This window comes from Microbulbifer sp. VAAF005 (genome assembly GCF_030012985.1).
GTDB lineage: Bacteria > Pseudomonadota > Gammaproteobacteria > Pseudomonadales > Cellvibrionaceae > Microbulbifer.
Genome location: NZ_CP120233.1, coordinates 4177285 through 4190165 on the forward strand (window position 1 = coordinate 4177285; position 12881 = coordinate 4190165).

A 12881-nucleotide genomic window follows, 5' to 3' on the forward strand; every position below is an offset into this window, starting at 1 on the left:
CGTTACGGAAGGTGCGAGAGTTGTTACTTCTGGGTGGGTGTGGGTAACACTCTGGTTGGTAACCCCTGTGGGGGTGGGGTAACAAAGTAATGGAGGAGACTGGCAGGTGGGGGAGGAATGGGAGCAGGGGGCGGAAGCCCCCAGGGGATAGGGTTAGTTTTTACACTTCTGCGGCAGCGCTGCGGCGACTCTTCTTGCGGGGGATACCCAGCTTTTGGCGGCGTTCCCACAGGCATTTGCGGCTGACGCCGAGCTTCTTGGCCAGGTCCGTCTCACTCATGGTGTCCTGGTGTTCAATAACAAAGCGGGCGAAGTAGTCCTCCAGGGACAGGTCCTCGCGGGGGTCGGTGTGCAGACTGCGGGGGCGAGGGATGCCATCGGCTTCTTCGATCGGTACCAGGTCCAGATCGATGTCCAGGGTTTTGTGGTCGATTTCACGGCTGTTCTTATCCGTCAGGATCACAGCGCGCTGAATGGCGTTTTCGAGTTCGCGCACGTTACCGGGCCAAGTGTAGGTGGTAACAGCCTGGATGGCTTCCGGTGACAAGCGCAATAAAGGACGCTCGATCTTGGTGCAGAACTTTTCCAACAGGTGCTCTGCCAGTGCTAGGACGTCTCTGCCTCGCTCGCGCAAGGGGGCAAGCGTCATTTGCACCACATTGATGCGGTAGTAGAGGTCTTCCCGGAATTTACGCTCCGCTGACAGCTGGCGCAGGTTGCGGTGGGTGGCTGTTACCAGGCGCACATCCACTTTGCGGGATTCGATCGAGCCAATTGGCCGCACTTCGCCCTCTTGCAATACACGCAGCAGGCGGGCCTGTGCCTCCAGGGGCAGCTCACCGATTTCGTCGAGGAACAGGGTTCCTCCGTCGGCTGCCGCTACCAGTCCCTCCCGGGAACTCTGGGCACCGGTAAATGCACCTTTCTCGTAGCCGAACAGCTCAGATTCAATCAGTGTGTCGGGAATCGCGGCACAGTTGACGGAGATCAGGGGTTTGTTGGCCCGGCGGCTCTCCTCGTGAATAGCCCGGGCAACCAGTTCCTTACCGGTACCGGTTTCACCGTGCACCAGGACGGTGGCGTCTGTGGGGGCAACTTTATGGATGCGACCGTAGAGCTCCCTCATCACTGGGCTGCTGCCAATCATGCCGGCAATAGTGCCGGTATTTTCTTTCTCGTTGACGGGCTGGGCGCGATTCTGCTCCGCTTTGCCTATGACCCGGCGGACGGTTGCGAGCATTTCGTCGTGATCAAAGGGCTTGGCGATATAGTCGGCGGCCCCCATACGCATGGAGTCCACCGCAGAGCGGAGGCTGGCGTAACTGGTCATGATCAGTACCGGAATATCACCGGCGTGCTTGAGCAGGTCGGTGCCCGGTGCGCCAGGCAGGCGCAGATCGGAGATAACCAGGTCAACTTCATTGAGGCGGTACTTGGTGAGCGCCTCCTTTACCGAACCCGCTTCACTGATTTTGTAGCGGTGCCGCTCTAAAAGCTTGCGCAGCGCCGTTCGGATAATGGCTTCATCTTCGACGATGAGGATGTGGCTCATATGTTACGCCTGGTTACAAAATGCTCAGTAAGCGCCTAGTTTTACCCGGGCGCCGTTTCGATGCAACTCAAAAACGGTTAATCGGGTTGTTTTTGCACAAATAATGATCGATTTGGGTGTCCAGCCATCTCAGTCTCCAAGGGGGAGTTGCACAATAAAGCGGGCGCCAGTCCCGGTTTCCGGATTTGCGGGACTGACCAATTCCAGCTGGCCGCCGTGCTCCTCGACAATGCTGTAAACCATTGCCAGCCCCAGCCCCGTACCTTCGCCGGGCTCTTTCGTTGTGAAGAAGGGCTCCAGAATCCGTTCACGATGCTGAGCTGAAATTCCCGGTCCGCTGTCGGTGACAGAGACACAGGCGCTGCCGCTCTTGCGATAGCCCTCGATTACAATCTGGCCGCCATCGGGGCTGGCATCGCGGGCATTGCTGAGCAGGTTGATAAACACCTGGATCAGGCGCTGGTTGTCTCCCGGGGCGATCAAGTCTTCGGGTACCCGGTTCTCAAACTGGACCTCGGTCTTATCCCGTTGCAGGGACAGCAGGTTGACCGCCTCCTGTACACAGGCATAGAGGTCCACTGGGGCCCGCTCGCTGTCTTCCTGGTTGCCGCTGTGAGAGAAGTTGACCAGGGAGTGGACGATACGGCTGATGCGCTGGGTCTGGCTCAAGATCTGGTCGGCGGTTTCCAGGACTTCCGGATTGTCACAGTCGTACTGGAGGTTTTGCGCCAGGCAGGCGATTCCCGTTACCGGGTTACCCACTTCGTGGGCTACGCCGGCGGCCAGGCGACCCACAGAGGCCAGGCGCTCGCTGTGGATAAGTTCCTGTTCCAAGACCTGTGTTTCGGTAATGTCCTCCAGCAACAACATTTGTGCATCGCCGCGCTCGTCGCGGGAGCGGTCGCTGCGGCTGCGTTTTTGCCGCGCCTTGTGCAGGTTGAGCCAGTGGCTATTGCCGTCGAGGCTCACCTGTTGCTTAAAGCGGCTGGCATCGGTGGATAGGGCAAATTCCCCCAGCAGGCTGCGCCAGGGTTCTGCCAAGTATTCCAATTTCGAGCCGATTACCTCGCTGGCACTGATACCGGTGAGGTCCTGCATGGCGTAGTTCCACAGCAGGACTTCTCCGTCGCGCCCCAGGGAGCAAGCGGCCATCGGTAGCTCTTCCAGCATTTGACGGTGATACAGGCGCAGGTTATTGAGTTCTGCGGCCAGGCCGGTGAGCTGGTGCTTATAACGGCCCAATCGGGTCTCGATCAGGTGAATATCCTTGTTCGCCGGCTGATCGCTGTTCTGAAACGGGAAGTGCCGATCGATAATTTGCACCGCCAGAACCCGCCCCAGCAGGCCGGAAAGATTGGACTCCAGCTTGTTGCGCAGTTGGCGCAGGGCGTAGGGGCGGCGCTCGTTGTCCGGCAGATTGAGGGCGGCGAGGGCGCGTTTAACTTCTTTATTCGCCGTAGCGGCCCCGAGGCTTTCAGCCAAGCGCAGGCGAAAATCTGCGGCGGATTCCACATCCAGTCCCAGGCGTAGAGCCTGGGCGATGGTGTCGTCGCTACACAGGTCAGCGGCGTACTGCTCCAGGCTGCTGGTGCGGGTGAATAGAGACAGACTGACAAATAACAGGACATTGACCCCCAGTGACAGGGTGGTGATCTGTGTCCAGATAGACATTCCCAGGGGAATTTGGAGGGAGGTGCCGGGCAGGGTGATGCCGGTAATCCCAAAAATTGACGGAATTAACAGGCCGCCCCCCCAAAGCAACATGCCCGCCAGCAGGCCACCGACAAATCCGCGTCGATTACCTCGCGGCCAGTGGATTACAGCAAAAATCCCCGGCAGAAATTGGAGTGATCCGATAAATGCCAGCAGGGCCAGGTCCGACAGGGAGAGTCGGTTGTTGAGTAACAGGTAAAAGGCAAAGCCGGCAATAAATAGAGCGGCGATCAGCGCGCGGCGCAACCACACCAGCTGCCGGTACATATTGTCCTCAGAGTGCCAGCGGGTGCCGGGCAGCAGCCAGTGGTTCATCACCATGGTGGCGAGGGCCAGGGTGATCATAATCAGTGCGCCAGTGGCTGCCGACAGGCCGCCGATAAAGGCCAGGGTGGTGAGCAGTGCCGAGCCACTGGCGCGGGGAACCGCCAGGGAGAAGTACTGCACCGGGCCGGCCACATCCAGGGCAAAGCCCGCCCACATGATGGGGAAGATAGGCAGGGCCATCAGCAGCAGGAACAGGGGGAAGCCCCAGCTGGCGGTGCGCATTGCCTGTCCGGTGGGGCGCTCGGCAATACTCAGGTAAAAAATATGTGGCATAGCCACGGCAGTGGCGATAAACACCAGTAGCAGGGTGTGGGATGAGCCCTGCTTGATGGGGGTGTAGAGCAGCTGGTGCATATCGGGGTTCTCCAGCAGCCACTCATCCAGGCCGGAAAATCCACCGAAGACGCCGTAAATGGCATAGCCGCCCACCGCGGTTAGCGCCACCAGTTTTACCAGGGACTCCAGGGCCATGGCACTGGCCAGGCCCTCGCCACGCTCGCGGGTGGCGCCGTACATACTGGTGAATACCGCTAGCAGTACGCAGTAAAAAAATGCGATTAGGTTTTTGCTCGATACACCGCTGTCCGGCAGTGCCAGGGCAGCCACACTATCCCGCGATAAAAGGGCCAGGGTCTCAGATACTGCCTGGATTTGCAGGGCGATCAGGGGGAGCAGCGCCAACAGCATAAACAGGGTGGCGAGAGTCCCCGCCTGGCGGCTGTGATAGCGGAACACCAGAAGATCTGCCGGGGAGTACAGCTGGTAGCGCTGTGCCAGGCGCGCCAGTGGTTCCAGGGCTACTGGCGCAAACAGGAACATGGCGCCGGTGCCCAGATAGTAGGCGAGCACTCCGTAACCATACTGCCAGGCCAGGTCGACGATACCGTAGAAGGTCCAGGCCGATAATGATACGCCCAGGGAGAGCACATAAACCAGTGGATGGCGCACCCAGCGGGAAGGCAGCCAGCCCTTGGAGGTGGCGAAGGCGACAAAAAACAGGGTGGCGATATAGGCCACTCCCACCAGGGCAATGTGGGCAATATCAAAGCTCATTCGATTTGCGCCTCCACTGGATAAAAATCGCCAGTAGGATCAGCACGAACCAGAGGATAAAAGGCCGGTACCAGGCGCCGACGGGATTGATCATCCAGGTAAAGATGGTGGGGGAGAATACATAACCCACCAGCACCAGCAGAATTAATAGTGTGCGGTTACTCATAGATCGCCTTGAAAACCCGCTAGAGAAATTTGTTGCCCGCGCACTGTACCGGTGAGAAGTCATCCCTGTGTAATCGTCAACGCGGGTTATCAGCCGGACCCTTAAGGGCGGCTGGCGCGGAAATGGTAAGTGCAGCTTGGAATCAGTGCAATTGGCGGTTGCGCATATCTATCTGGTGGCGGCGCCAGCGCGCGGTAGCCCACTTGAGAATATGCTCGGGGGATTCTGTTAGGGCAGTGTTTGGCAGTTTGAAGCCGAGGAACTGTAAAGCCTTACAGAGGTTATCGGAAGCCATGTTGTCGTCGATAGCCGGCGCGTGATTTTGTTTGCTGAGTTTTTGCCTGTCGTCAGGGCCCATCACCAGCGGCAGATGGCCGAACTGGGGCGGGGTGGCGCCGAGGATTTTATACAAGCGCTGTTGTGCACCGGTGGTATCCAATAGGTCTGAGCCGCGCACCACCTGGTTGATCTGTTGATCGATATCGTCGACAACGACTGCCAGTTGGTAGGCATAGAGGCCGTCGCGGCGCTTGAGAATGGTGTCTTCGCGGATTAGCTGCCGCTGCTCTCCGTGCCAAATATCCACAAAGCCTTCCTTGCCGCCTGCGCATTGTAATCGCAGCGCTGAGGGTTCGCTCACATCGTATTTAAGGCGACAGAAGTCGTTCGCATGCCCACCATTTTTCTTAATCTGGCTGCGTGAGCAGTCGCAGGGGTAAATCAGTTGCCGTTGGCGCAGTGTGGACAGGGTTTCCTCGTAGAGTGCGTAGCGTTTGCTCTGCCATTCGACGGGGCCGTGCCAGTGCAGTCCGTGGGCTTCCAGGGATTTCAGAATGCGGGTTGCCGCGCCGGGCTCTTCCCGGGGAGGGTCGAGGTCTTCCATGCGCAGGAGCCAGTGTCCGCCATGGGCGAGGGCGTCGAGGTAGCTGCCGACGGCGCACACCAGTGAGCCGAAGTGGAGCGGTCCACTCGGGGAGGGTGCGAAGCGACCAATATAGGGAGTTGTGCTGTTCAAAATGAATAGGGGCGATACATTGATCGCCCCCTCCGAGCAGGGCGATCGCAAGCGAACGCCGTGTCGCTATCGGTTGTGGATCAGCCGGAGATCTGCCGTTCCTTGATTTCCGCGAGGGTTTTGCAGTCCACGCACAGAGTGGCGGTTGGACGGGCTTCCAGGCGGCGAATGCCGATGTCGACACCACAGGCTTCGCAGAAACCGTAGTCATCCTGGTCGATAAGCTCCAGGGTGGCATCGATCTTCTTGATCAGCTTGCGCTCGCGATCGCGGGTGCGCAATTCCAGGCTAAATTCTTCTTCCTGGCTGGCGCGGTCTGCGGGATCGGGGAAGTTTGCGGCCTCGTCTTTCATGTGGGAAACGGTGCGGTCCACTTCCGCCATCAGCTCGGCCTTCCAGGCCAACAGCAAGTTGCGGAAATGCTCCTGCTGCTTCTCATTCATGTACTCTTCGCCCTGCGTCTCCTTGTAGGGCTCAAAGCCGTGCAGAGATTCGGTGCTCGCAGCAGTTTTGGGCATAGTCGTTGCCTCTCTTTCTATACGGGCCCCCCTTTATGGGGGCGATACCACCAAATTCAATCTAGCCTAGACCGGAATCTTTCTAAGTGATGCTTTTTTCACCTATCAAATTCGCTGCGATGTCAGGCTAATCCTGTTCTCGGTACCGATACCCCTGGCGACCGAGAGCGAGGAAGCTATCAAATCTGCGCGATTCGCGCCACAAATAGTTGTCTGCTATTTTGTGGCGCCTGAAATTACAGCCAAGTGGTCCAGCCCGTGAAATTTACCCCTCCGTTGCAAAAGGCAACACTTTTGCGCCGATACAAGCGCTTTCTCGCCGATGTGGAATCTGCCAGTGGCGACGTGTTTACCATCCACTGCCCAAATACGGGGTCTATGAAGAATTGTTGGGTGGAGGGGGAGACTGCTGGTACTCCGATTCTGGCAACCCCAAGCGCAAGTATCATCACACTCTGGAAATCTGTACGACCCCGGATGGAGCCCTGGCAGGGGTGAACACAGGCCGCGCCAATGCTCTGGTTGAAGAGGCCATTCTGTCTGGCGTAGTCAGCGAGTTACAGGGCTATGAATCCCTGCGCAGGGAAGTGCGCTACGGCGAGGAAAACAGCCGTATCGATCTGTTGTTGTCCGGCGCTGATGGGGACTGCTACGTGGAAGTGAAAAATGTGACCCTGGCAGATGGGGCACGGGGTTACTTCCCCGATGCGGTAAGTACCCGGGGCGCCAAGCACCTGCGCGAACTGCAAAAGCTGGCTGAGAGCGGTGTGCGGGCGGTACTTTTTTACTGCGTCCAACACAGCGGTATTGAGACGGTGCAGGCGGCGCGGGAAATTGATCCCGCTTATGCTGAGGCCCTGGATTCCGCTGTCGATGCCGGTGTGCAAGTGCTCGCATACCGCGCGAAGCTCGGTGCTGAAGGTGTCGAGCTGGTGGAGGCCCTGCCTTTCCTCCCGTGAGGGAAAGGCAGGGGGCTGTCAGTCGGCCAGTAATGCGTAGAGACCGTCCTGTGCATATTCCACCGGTACTGGCGTAAGGGCATCACCAGTACAGGGCCCGGCGATACACTCCCCAGATTCAATCAGGAATAGCGCGCCGTGGGAGGCGCACTGAATAAGTGCGCCATCGGGATCGAGGAACTGGTCTTCCTGCCAGTCCAGATTGATGCCCCGGTGAGGGCAGGTGTTCTTGTAGGCGTAGACCTCGCCATCTTTCATCACAGCAAACACATTGTCAGTGCCGGCGGCAGTGTCTCCGAGGGAGAACCCTTTGGATTGACCTTCGCTTAATTCGTCATAGCGACACAGGAAGTACTTCTGCATAGGTTATCGGCTCCCGGCCTAATTCTTGTTCAGGGCGCAAGCGCCTGCTTATTCGGGTGCCGCGAGTCTAATGGACGTGTAACGAATTGTCCCGTCACGCAGTATGCCGATAGTGATTTCGTCACCGGCACTGTGCTTTTCCAGGGCATTGAGCAAATCGTCGTAGCTGCGGATCGGCTGTTGTTCTATTTCTACAATCACATCGCCCAATTCCCAGCCCCCACCCCGGGTGCGGTGGATACCGCGCAAGCCGGCTTTCTCTGCGGGGAGCCCGGGAGCGGTACGCAATACGGCAACCCCCTCAAAGCCGTAGCGGCTACTCCACTGATCTGGGGCGGATTCGATACCGATAATCGGGCGCACCAGGCGGCCGTGATTGATCAGTTCCGGCACAATTTTTTTGACCGTATCCACTGGAATCGCAAAGCCAATACCGACACTGGCGCCACTGGGGCTGTAAATTGCGGTATTGACCCCGATTAAACGCGCCTGGGAATCCAGCAACGGGCCGCCGGAGTTACCTGGATTAATAGCCGCATCTGTTTGGATAACATTGCGAATGGTGCGGTTGTTGGCGGCTTCAATTTCCCGCCCCAGAGCGCTGACCACCCCGGTGGTGAGAGTGGTATCCAGGCCGAACGGGTTGCCGATAGCCAGTACTTTGCGGCCCACCGCGAGATTGCTGGAGGTGCCCACAACCAGCGGTTTTAGCAACTCCCTGGGAGCGTTAATTTTCAGAACTGCCAGATCTTTTTCCGGCGCAGACCCCACCAGCTCGGCCGGCCACTCACTGCGATCCTGCAAAGTAATAGTGATCTGCCGCGCACCCTCAATGACGTGGAAATTGGTGACAATATGGCCCTGAGTGTCCCAGATAAATCCGCTGCCGGCGCCTTTGGGCACTGAGTGGAGGCGCAGGGTCCTGCGATCCCGCACCAGGGTTTCATTGGTGACATAGACCACCGACGGACTGGCAAAATTGAACACTTGCATGGTGTTGCGCTCGTCGTCGGTGGCAAAGGTTTCCGCCTGTGCAGATATTGCTGGCGTAAGCAGCAAAAAGACTGAGATTAAGCTGGCGCGTAGAGTTTTAAGTAGAGTCATTAATACAATCCTCCCTTTGAACATCCGGATTGGAAGAGACGTCTGTAATTGTCGTCTTCCTTTTTGTTTGTTGCTGTTTTAAAAGTGTATCTTGTTTGCAATCGTTATGCGGTATTGGCTGTTTATTGGGGGCTGCGGGCGAGATTTAAAGCTGGGGGCTATGGATCGGAACTCACTTTGGCTGAGCGTCGCCGACTGCTGCTGAAGCAATGAAATTTCTGTGGTGGGATTAATGATGACATATGCGCTAGTTTTGTCGAACAGTACAAAACCTGTTTCGGCCTGTCAGGTTGTCTCGCCACAGGCCTGGTGATTAAAAAACAGTATTAGGTTCCGGGCCGTGGCTAGCTTGCCGTAATAGGGGTTAGCCCCAGATCTGGCATCGTTGCTCTTCAGTCAGCTGTCGGTAGCGTTCTGTCATCACTTAATTGCTTAGTGGAGAAGAAGCGGCAGATGTTACCTTCAGCTGACCGTTCTTTTCCAGGTCTTGGTTTCAAGGGGTAAGTGCAACCCTTGAAGCCAAGTGGGATGCATAATCTGGTTTCAATCTTTCGCTATTGATACTGCAGCCTATATAGTAGGGAATAACCACTACCATGCCGTACTTAATATCGACAAAGAAAAAACACTGAGCTGAACTGATGGCGAGGTCATCCTTCGCTGTCAAAAAATATTCAAAACCTCCAGTTTGGGCCTGCGTTATCTTCAAAATAATATCCTTGATAACGGCGAGATAAGAAAGCTTAAAGATGTCATCGGTCTATGCTAAATCGTTTGATGTAATCCTAACTGATTTATGCTCTGCATAAACCAATGTATAACCCTCTGGACCAATAACGAAGGCAATCGTACATATCACCTCTGGAACGATTCTCCCCTAAGGCACCACCCAACCCATTTTGAAATTGAAATCACAGTCCAAAAGATAGGCGTAAAAATAATCTTATTGGATTTTATTAAGATTGTTTTCAAAACTGAAAATGCGTAAGGTAAAGAGATATTTATTGGTATTTTGGGATGCAACTGAATTAGCTTTCGTTAGCTAATAAACCCTGCTCAAAACGCGCAAGAATTTATAAATGATCTATTCCCTCACCGGAGAACGGTAGCGTGACGTAAAAGTAAGTAAAAGTCGCTGGCCCAAGGTGCTACGAACACCTGGGGCCAGCTAACCAAATTGATACACTACTATCAAGATGGCTGCTATGGATGATACGCTAGAAACCCGCTTGCCTTCAATAAAGTGGAGCACATTCAGTAACTTGAGGTACTTTCCCAGGTTCTGGCAGCGTCGTGTCCGTCTTTTCTACTTTTTCGCCTACTGTTCTCGAGCCCCGCCCCGTGCGCACTCAAAACTAACCTCCCAAGCTTTCTCTGCACGGAAAGCCCAACTATGACTTATGCATCACCAGGAAAGAATTATGTTGATTTTGACCCGTCGAATCGGCCAGAACCTCAGAATTGGGGCAAATGTCTCAATCGCAGTATTGGATGTTAAAGGTAATCAAGTACGAGTGGGGATAAAGGCTCCCAGATCCTTACCTGTCCATCGAGAAGAAATTTATATACGTATCAAAAGGGCACAAGAGGAGAAAATATAGATCATCAATGGCTGTACTCTCTTAAGCCAGTGTCGAATTGTTTTTCTGTAGTTATTCGCACAGAGGCGGTATTGCTCGGTATCAGATACAAGCAAATGATAACCAAGCGGCTTTCCTAGGAAAATAAGCGTTACCCTTTTGGTAATTAAAATTACAAATGCCCGCAAGGCGGGCACCCTTTGCATAAGACCAGCTGGCGATCATCGAAACAAAGTAAAAATGGCTGATCTATAACCTCAGTTTTATACATATTTGTATTGATAATTGTTCGTAGGCCAATAACTTTCAATATAAAGCGCTTGAGTATGGTAAGAGGGTATAAACTCAAGGGGTTGTCGTCGCGGGATGCTATTCCAATAGACCTTAAATTAATGAGCGGCGTTCAACTTATCCTGAATTGTGAAGAAACCTCTCAAGCTTACATGTCGGAAGTCAATGTAATTCCGCTAAATTTAATGCATTGCAGTTCTTCTTGGCTTCAAGAAATAACCAGTTGTTATAAGTTTTATGTTGTTTGGGTTCTAAGCCTACAATAATCCGGCCAAATGTGTTTTTTGAGGGGGTTTCGTTATTTGGATGTGTGAGTTTTTAGGTGGTCTTGCTTCTATTCTGTGAAATTAAAAAAGCTCTAAAGGTTTTTGCACCACAAATGATATCGCAAAACATGATAAATGAAATATCGGGTAGGGCGTGCAGCTTGTGCCGATCAGTCCGAGAATCTTCTATGTTATCAAAGTGATATAAAAGGCTAACGCTATCTGTTTTGTATAAAAATACGTTGTTTATCAAAAAAGATAGCTATTCTAAATCTATTTGGTTCATTTTGTATCGATTTATGTGCGGCAGTCCTGGTATGGGGTTGGCTGTCAGGTAAGTGGGCGCTCGGGAAATCTGTTATTTGCTTAATGTTTTATAAATCTATATTTACTAAAAAGTGTACGCCACCTAGCTTTTGTTTCCTGTTTCCTGTTTCCTGTTTCCTGTTTCCTGTTTCCTGTTTCCTGTTTCCTGTTTCCTGTTTCCTGTTTCCTGTTTCCTGTTTCCTGTTTCCTGTTTCCTGTTTCCTGTTTCCTGTTTCCTATTTCCTATTTCCTGTTTCCTGCTGCCAGGCAGTTATTGGGGAATATTTTTTCCCGTTAGGAGATTGAGTTATTTATCCGCCTGTTTTGGAGTGCAGGTTTATGTTGGTTGGATGGGTAAAGCTTGCGTCTGGAAAAAATATAGTCTCCCCGCAAGGTTAGGCTAAAGTTCATGCTTAAGGAATAGCTATCAAGTACTGTAGTGCAGTTTATCCGGAGGCAATTGATAGTGCTTTCTATGGCTTTGGTTTGCTAATGAAGTCAGCGTCAGTCATCTATCTTTTTTAGCTTTGCATTCCTGCGAATCAAGCTGGAAATTGAAATGCACAAAAAATAAATTTATAGGGTCTGCTTTTGCAGGCCGTTTGTGATAGAGCCCATTCAGCATTCGATAGATCATATTAATGCTCAAAGTGCGAGCGTCTTGAATATCTGCACCTTATCAAGGGGCTTCATTTGCTAATGCTAATAATTGTACAGGTTAACCACCGGATAGCGTTTATTGGTTTGCAAAAGTGGTGAAAATATATCTGCATTTTATAGTGATCTTTGTGGGGTGGGTGAATCGGGTTTCCGGAAGTTATGGGGTTTTCCTTGATGTCAAAAAAACAATATGGGGTGCAACTTTATGTTTAACACTTAAGTTTTATTTTTACTGGATTGCGTTGAATGGGGCGGCTTTCGGCTATTAATCTGATGACTTTCTTACATGCTGTATGCTAACTTTTTCGTCTTCTTAATTAATTTAAATAAGCTATTCGTGTTTTATGGCTTTCCGGAATCTGATAACTCCTGGCTAATAAGTAGGGATTGAATTGGGGTGGATAATGTCTAAAAAAGTTTTACCTGGTGGGGATACAAAAAAATAAACAATAAGGAGTATACGAAGCGGAAGTCTAATCGCTTGGTGAGTGGTGGTAGAAAGCCGGCAGTGGAGGAGAGGTTTAAACTCAAGTCTTTGTCGCGTATTTTCTCGGGTAATTCCTATGCAGGGAGAAATATAAGCGATCAATTGCGTGGATTTAATGCTTGGAGCCTATGCAGGGGCTTGTTTATGTCATCCGGGATTCATGAATTAAAATCAGATTCAACAATTGGCTTTTCTTTATCTTCTCAAGCACAGCTCCCGGTAAATAATAGCGCTGAGATATTGGGGCAAGAGACAGGTCCAGGCGATAGCAGGCAGCAAAGAAGTAGGGTTGGGGCTGCAACACTTAGTGCTGCGTTACTATTTGCTATGCCTTATTCTGGTGTGGTGGCTAGTAATTTATACGTGAATGCAGGTGATGTTACTTTCTCTGGGGGGCTCAAACTTTTTACATTGTTAATGTTGATAACGGTTACAAGCTCCAGATTGAAAGCGGAGCAGAGGTCAGCTTTTATGAAACCAGTATCTACGATGGGGTAATTAAAATCACTGGCACAGATTCC

At 52.8% G+C, this 12881-nt stretch carries 11 protein-coding genes and 1 pseudogene; 3 read left to right on the forward strand and 9 right to left on the reverse strand.

What is annotated here, in order from left to right; translation table 11 throughout:
* Nucleotides 1-160 precede the first annotated feature (160 nt).
* From P0078_RS18735 to dksA, 5 genes are all read right to left on the reverse strand, one after another.
* A complete protein-coding gene (locus P0078_RS18735; protein WP_282931423.1) occupies nucleotides 161-1552 on the reverse strand; it encodes a sigma-54-dependent transcriptional regulator in 1392 nt (463 codons plus the stop codon).
* 129 nt (nucleotides 1553-1681) lie between these two features.
* Nucleotides 1682-4645, reverse strand: coding sequence for an ATP-binding protein (locus P0078_RS18740; protein WP_282931424.1), 2964 nt, complete (start codon nucleotides 4643-4645; stop codon nucleotides 1682-1684).
* The gene (locus P0078_RS18745; RefSeq protein WP_169337099.1) at nucleotides 4635-4811 is read right to left on the reverse strand and encodes a hypothetical protein; all 177 of its coding nucleotides are present in this window, start codon (nucleotides 4809-4811) and stop codon (nucleotides 4635-4637) included. Before P0078_RS18745 ends, P0078_RS18740 begins: the two co-directional genes overlap by 11 nt.
* A gap of 142 nt (nucleotides 4812-4953) precedes the next feature.
* Nucleotides 4954-5826, reverse strand: a complete 873-nt coding sequence (gene gluQRS / locus P0078_RS18750) for a tRNA glutamyl-Q(34) synthetase GluQRS (RefSeq protein ID WP_282931425.1) — start codon at nucleotides 5824-5826, stop codon at nucleotides 4954-4956.
* An 80-nt stretch (nucleotides 5827-5906) separates the two neighbouring features.
* The gene (gene dksA, locus P0078_RS18755; RefSeq protein WP_108734345.1) at nucleotides 5907-6344 is read right to left on the reverse strand and encodes an RNA polymerase-binding protein DksA; all 438 of its coding nucleotides are present in this window, start codon (nucleotides 6342-6344) and stop codon (nucleotides 5907-5909) included.
* Between the two features lie 258 nt (nucleotides 6345-6602).
* Here dksA and sfsA point away from each other — a divergent pair.
* A pseudogene (gene sfsA / locus P0078_RS18760) lies at nucleotides 6603-7303 on the forward strand (DNA/RNA nuclease SfsA).
* 18 nt (nucleotides 7304-7321) lie between these two features.
* On the opposite strand, the gene P0078_RS18765 reads toward sfsA, so the two are convergent.
* The 3 genes from P0078_RS18765 to P0078_RS18775 all read right to left on the reverse strand — a co-directional run bounded on the left by P0078_RS18765 (nucleotide 7322) and on the right by P0078_RS18775 (nucleotide 9479).
* Nucleotides 7322-7666 carry a Rieske (2Fe-2S) protein gene (locus P0078_RS18765; RefSeq protein WP_108734344.1) on the reverse strand — a complete coding sequence of 115 codons (345 nt, stop codon included), beginning with the start codon at nucleotides 7664-7666 and terminating at the stop codon, nucleotides 7322-7324.
* A gap of 48 nt (nucleotides 7667-7714) precedes the next feature.
* Nucleotides 7715-8770: a S1C family serine protease gene (locus P0078_RS18770; protein ID WP_282931426.1), complete on the reverse strand. Its 1056-nt coding sequence runs from the start codon at nucleotides 8768-8770 to the stop codon at nucleotides 7715-7717.
* Between the two features lie 493 nt (nucleotides 8771-9263).
* Nucleotides 9264-9479, reverse strand: coding sequence for a hypothetical protein (locus tag P0078_RS18775; RefSeq protein WP_282931427.1), 216 nt, complete (start codon nucleotides 9477-9479; stop codon nucleotides 9264-9266).
* A gap of 712 nt (nucleotides 9480-10191) precedes the next feature.
* Here P0078_RS18775 and csrA point away from each other — a divergent pair.
* Nucleotides 10192-10371: a carbon storage regulator CsrA gene (gene csrA / locus P0078_RS18780; protein WP_282931428.1), complete on the forward strand. Its 180-nt coding sequence runs from the start codon at nucleotides 10192-10194 to the stop codon at nucleotides 10369-10371.
* 588 nt (nucleotides 10372-10959) lie between these two features.
* Here the strand turns inward: csrA and P0078_RS24670 are convergent.
* A complete protein-coding gene (locus P0078_RS24670) occupies nucleotides 10960-11160 on the reverse strand; it encodes a transposase family protein (protein WP_353057015.1) in 201 nt (66 codons plus the stop codon).
* A gap of 1344 nt (nucleotides 11161-12504) precedes the next feature.
* Between P0078_RS24670 and P0078_RS18785 the strand changes: the two genes are divergently transcribed.
* Nucleotides 12505-12858, forward strand: a complete 354-nt coding sequence (locus P0078_RS18785) for a hypothetical protein (RefSeq protein WP_282931429.1) — start codon at nucleotides 12505-12507, stop codon at nucleotides 12856-12858.
* Nucleotides 12859-12881 lie beyond the last annotated feature (23 nt).

Excerpts from the sequence above, each read along its gene's own strand:
- dksA (WP_108734345.1), bottom strand. The coding sequence starts at position 6,344 with ATGCCCAAAACTGCTGCGAGCACCGAATCTCTGCACGGCTTTGAGCCC.
- P0078_RS18740 (WP_282931424.1), bottom strand. The coding sequence starts at position 4,645 with ATGAGCTTTGATATTGCCCACATTGCCCTGGTGGGAGTGGCCTATATC.
- P0078_RS18785 (WP_282931429.1), top strand. The coding sequence starts at position 12,505 with ATGTCATCCGGGATTCATGAATTAAAATCAGATTCAACAATTGGCTTT.
- csrA (WP_282931428.1), top strand. The coding sequence starts at position 10,192 with ATGTTGATTTTGACCCGTCGAATCGGCCAGAACCTCAGAATTGGGGCA.
- P0078_RS18735 (WP_282931423.1), bottom strand. The coding sequence starts at position 1,552 with ATGAGCCACATCCTCATCGTCGAAGATGAAGCCATTATCCGAACGGCG.
- P0078_RS18765 (WP_108734344.1), bottom strand. The coding sequence starts at position 7,666 with ATGCAGAAGTACTTCCTGTGTCGCTATGACGAATTAAGCGAAGGTCAA.
- P0078_RS18745 (WP_169337099.1), bottom strand. The coding sequence starts at position 4,811 with ATGAGTAACCGCACACTATTAATTCTGCTGGTGCTGGTGGGTTATGTA.
- P0078_RS18770 (WP_282931426.1), bottom strand. The coding sequence starts at position 8,770 with ATGACTCTACTTAAAACTCTACGCGCCAGCTTAATCTCAGTCTTTTTG.